This is a genomic window from Streptomyces sparsus (assembly GCF_054776295.1).
In genome coordinates, this window is sequence record NZ_BAAHCA010000424.1 from 1 (window position 1) to 4158 (window position 4158).

Consider the following 4158-nt stretch of genomic DNA (forward strand, 5'->3'; position numbering starts at 1 on the left):
CGGCGAGCAGCAGCGGCAGCGCGGCGTTCTCCCAGGCGGTCAGTTCGGGCAGCAGGCCGGGGGTGCTGCCGACCCACCCGAAGCGTTCCCGGCGCAGCCGGTCGCGGGCGCCGGGCGGCAGGGTGTGCAGCGGGACGCCGTCGAAGCGCACCTCGCCGCTGTTCGGGAGGAGACGCCCGGACAGGCAGCCGAGCAGCGTGCTCTTGCCGGATCCGCGGGGGCCGGTGACCTCGATGATCTCCCCGACCCGCAGGTCCAGCGAGACGCCGACCAGGGCGGGCGAATCGCCATGGGAGTAGTGCAGTTCGCGTGCCACCAGCACGTCGTTCTCGGGTGGAGCCACCTCGGCCGACACCTGCGCTCACCTCCGGCTCACGCCCCGGCCAAGTGGCGGGGCACCCGGGGCTGTCGTCCCCTGCACCGTACGCAGCGGGCCGCTCGGGGCCGGGGAGCCGGGCGTGTACGGCCCGCAGATTGCGCCGGCCGGGTGAGCCGGCCGGGCACCTGTCGGCGGGTGGGTGGGTGATGCGGCCGGTGGTGGGGGGGGGCCGTGGCGTCGGGTGCCCGCCACGGCCCGGTGGCGCCGGGGAGGCTCAGAGCTTGGTGTAGGCCTCGGTGAGCACGCCGCGCAGGATCTGCTCGATCTCGTCGAAGGTGCCCTGGTCGGCGATCAGCGGCGGCGCGAGCTGCACGACGGGATCGCCCCGGTCGTCGGCGCGGCAGTACAGGCCGTTCTCGAACAGCGACTTGGAGAGGAAGCCGTAGAGGACACGCTCGGTCTCCTCGTCGTTGAACGTCTCCTTGGTGGCCTTGTCCTTCACCAGCTCGATGCCGTAGAAGAAGCCGTCGCCGCGGACGTCGCCGACTATCGGCAGGTCGTGGAGCTTCTCCAACGTGCCGCGGAACGCGGCCTCGTGGTCGAGCACGTGCTGGTTGAGCTTCTCGCGGTCGAAGATGTCCAGGTTGGCCATCGCGACGGCCGCGGAGACCGGGTGGCCGCCGAAGGTGTAGCCGTGCGGGAAGGTGTTGCCGCCCTGGTAGAAGGGCTCGGCGACGCGGTCGGAGATGATCGCGGCGCCGATCGGCGAGTAGCCGGACGTCATGCCCTTGGCACAGGTGATGACGTCGGGCACGTAGCCGAACTTGTCGCAGGCGAAGACGGTGCCCAGCCGGCCGAAGGCGCAGATGACCTCGTCGGAGACGAGCAGCACGTTGTGCCGGTCGCAGATCTCGCGCACCCGCTGGAAGTAGCCGGGCGGCGGCGGGAAGCAGCCGCCGGCGTTCTGCACCGGCTCCAGGAAGACGGCGGCGACCGTCTCGGGGCCCTCGAAGAGGATCTCCTGCTCGATCTGGTCGGCGGCCCAGCGGCCGAACGCGTCCGGGTCGTCGCCGTGGACCGGCGACCGGTAGATGTTGGTGTTGGGCACCTTGTGCGCGCCGGGCACGAGCGGTTCGAACGGTGCCTTCAGCGCGGGCAGGCCGGTGATGGAAAGCGCGCCGTGCGGGGTGCCGTGGTAGGCCACCGCTCGTGAGATCACCTTGTACTTGCCGTGGTTGCCGGTCAGCTTGTGGTACTGCTTCGCCAGCTTCCAGGCGGTCTCGACGGCCTCGCCGCCGCCGGTGGTGAAGAAGACCTTGTTGAGGTCGCCGGGGGCGTGGTGGGCCAGTCGCTCGGCCAGCTCGATCGCCCTGGGGTGCGCGTACGACCAGATGGGGAAGAACGCCAGCTCCCGCGCCTGCCGGGCGGCGGCCTCGGCCAGCTCGGCCCGGCCGTGGCCGGCCTGCACGACGAAGAGGCCGGCCAGGCCGTCCAGGTAGCGCTTGCCCTTGTCGTCGAAGATGTAGGTGCCCTCGCCGCGCACGATGGTCGGCACGGGGGCGTTCTCGTACGACGACATGCGCGTGAAATGCATCCACAGGTGGTCGTACGCGGTGCGGGAGGGGTCGCTGCTTGTCACGGTTATCGGGTTCCCCAGGTGTAGGTCTGCTTGCGCAGCTTGAGGTAGACGAAGCTCTCGGTGGAGCGGACGCCGGCGAGCGTCCTGATCCGCTTGTTGATCATCTCGAGGAGGTGCTCGTCGTCCTCGCACACGATCTCCACGATGAGGTCGAAGGACCCCGCGGTGACGACGACGTAGTCGACCTCCTCGAGGTGGGCGAGCGCCTCGGCGACCGGCTCCACGTCACCCTCGACGTTGATGCCGACCATCGCCTGCCGCAGGAAGCCGACGGTGAGCGGGTCGGTCACGGCCACGATCTGCATCGCGCCCTGGTCGAGCAGCTTCTGCACGCGCTGCCGCACGGCCGCCTCGGACAGGCCGACGGCCTTGCCGATCGCGGCGTACGGACGGCGCCCGTCCTCCTGGAGTTGTTCGATGATCGCCAGGGAGACGGCGTCGATCGACGAGTTGCCGTTAGCTTTCTTGGAGTCACGAGCCACGTCGCTCACTTTGCATGAGGACTCCGCCGTCACGCAACCCTTGTGCGATGCAATCCGTCGTATTAGCGCTACTGAAGCACTGATTCCGTCGTTGACGGCGGGCGGCCCTGTTGAATACGTGCGTGCGACGGTTAAGGTGGATGTCTCACCCATTGGACAACGGCAGGAGGGCGCGAAGTGACCACCGAGCTGCGTCGGCTGCGCAACTACATCGACGGCGAGTTCCGGGACGCCGAGGACGGGCGGACCACGGAGGTGGTCGATCCGGCGACCGGCGAGGCGTACGCCCTGGCGGCGCTGTCCGGCCCCGCGGACGTCGACGCCGCCCTGGCCGCCGCCCCTGCCTGGTTCCCCGCCTGGCGGGACGCCACCCCCGGCACCCGGCAGCTGGCCGTACTGAAGATCGCCGATGCCCTGGAGGCTCGGGCCGACGAGCTGCTGGCGATCGAGTGCGAGAACACCGGCAAGCCGCTGGAGCTGACCCGGCAGGAGGAGCTGCCGATGATGCTCGACCAGATCCGCTTCTTCGCCGGTGCCGCCCGCATGCTGGAGGGAAAGTCGGCCGGGGAGTACATGGAGGGCCTGACGTCCTTCGTGCGGCGGGAGCCGGTGGGGGTCTGCGCGCAGGTCGCGCCGTGGAACTACCCCATGATGATGGCGGTGTGGAAGTTCGCTCCGGCGCTCGCCGCGGGCAACACCGTCGTGCTCAAGCCGTCGGACACCACACCCGCCTCCGCGGTGTTCATGGCCGAGGTGATGGGTGAGGTCCTGCCGAAGGGCGTCTTCAACGTCGTCTGCGGCGACCGGGACACCGGACGGCTGATGGTCGAGCACGACACGCCGGCGATGGCGTCCATCACCGGTTCGGTGCGGGCCGGCATCGAGGTGGCCGCCAGTGCCGCCAAGGACGTCAAGCGGGTCCACCTGGAGCTGGGCGGCAAGGCGCCCGTCCTGGTCTTCGACGACACCGACCTGGCCTCCACCGTTGAGGGTATCCGGGACGCCGGCTTCTTCAACGCCGGCCAGGACTGCACCGCCGCCACCCGGGTGCTGGTGCACGAGGACGTGCACGACGAGTTCGTCGCCGCGCTCGCCAAGGCCGCGGCCGAGGTGAAGACGGGCGACCTCTCCGACGAGGACTGCTTCTACGGACCGCTGAACAACGCGGTGCACCTGGAGAAGGTCGAAGGCTTCATCTCCCGGCTGCCGGCGCACGCCAAGGTCGAGACGGGCGGCGAGCGGGTCGGTGAGCGCGGCTACTTCTTCGCGCCGACCGTGGTCTCCGGCCTGAGGCAGACCGACGAGATCGTCCAGAACGAGGTCTTCGGGCCGGTCATCACCGTGCAGCGGTTCAGCGACGAGCAGCAGGCCGTCGAGTGGGCCAACGGCGTCGAGTACGCGCTGGCGTCCTCGGTGTGGACGAAGGACCACGCCCGCGCCATGCGGCTCTCCAAGGACCTCGACTTCGGCTGCGTCTGGATCAACACGCACATCCCGCTGGTCGCCGAGATGCCGCACGGCGGGTTCAAGAAGTCCGGCTACGGCAAGGACCTCTCGGCCTACGGCTTCGAGGACTACACCCGCGTCAAGCACGTCATGACGGCGCTCTGAACCGCACCTCCCGCCCCCGCCGGACCGCCGGTCCCCACGCCTGACCCGGACGGCCGGCGCGGACGACCGCCCCGCGACGCGGCAGTGTCGCGGGGCGGTCGTGCGTG

General features: G+C 70.0%; 4 protein-coding genes. 1 reads left to right on the forward strand and 3 read right to left on the reverse strand.

The window, feature by feature from the left end; genetic code table 11:
* The 3 genes from ACYVE9_RS17730 to ACYVE9_RS17740 form a co-directional block, all read right to left on the reverse strand.
* Nucleotides 1–355, reverse strand: a 355-nt coding sequence (locus ACYVE9_RS17730; RefSeq protein ID WP_461028854.1) for an ATP-binding cassette domain-containing protein, incomplete at its 3' end; no start/stop codon positions are given.
* Nucleotides 356–593: 238 nt separating this feature from the next.
* Nucleotides 594–1958, reverse strand: coding sequence for an aspartate aminotransferase family protein (locus tag ACYVE9_RS17735; RefSeq protein ID WP_461028855.1), 1365 nt, complete (start codon nucleotides 1956–1958; stop codon nucleotides 594–596).
* 2 nt (nucleotides 1959–1960) lie between these two features.
* Nucleotides 1961–2449, reverse strand: coding sequence for an Lrp/AsnC family transcriptional regulator (locus ACYVE9_RS17740; protein WP_461028856.1), 489 nt, complete (start codon nucleotides 2447–2449; stop codon nucleotides 1961–1963).
* A 168-nt stretch (nucleotides 2450–2617) separates the two neighbouring features.
* Between ACYVE9_RS17740 and ACYVE9_RS17745 the strand changes: the two genes are divergently transcribed.
* Complete coding sequence (locus tag ACYVE9_RS17745; RefSeq protein ID WP_461028857.1) at nucleotides 2618–4051, forward strand: gamma-aminobutyraldehyde dehydrogenase; 1434 nt, start codon at nucleotides 2618–2620, stop codon at nucleotides 4049–4051.
* The last annotated feature ends 107 nt before the right edge of the window (nucleotides 4052–4158 follow it).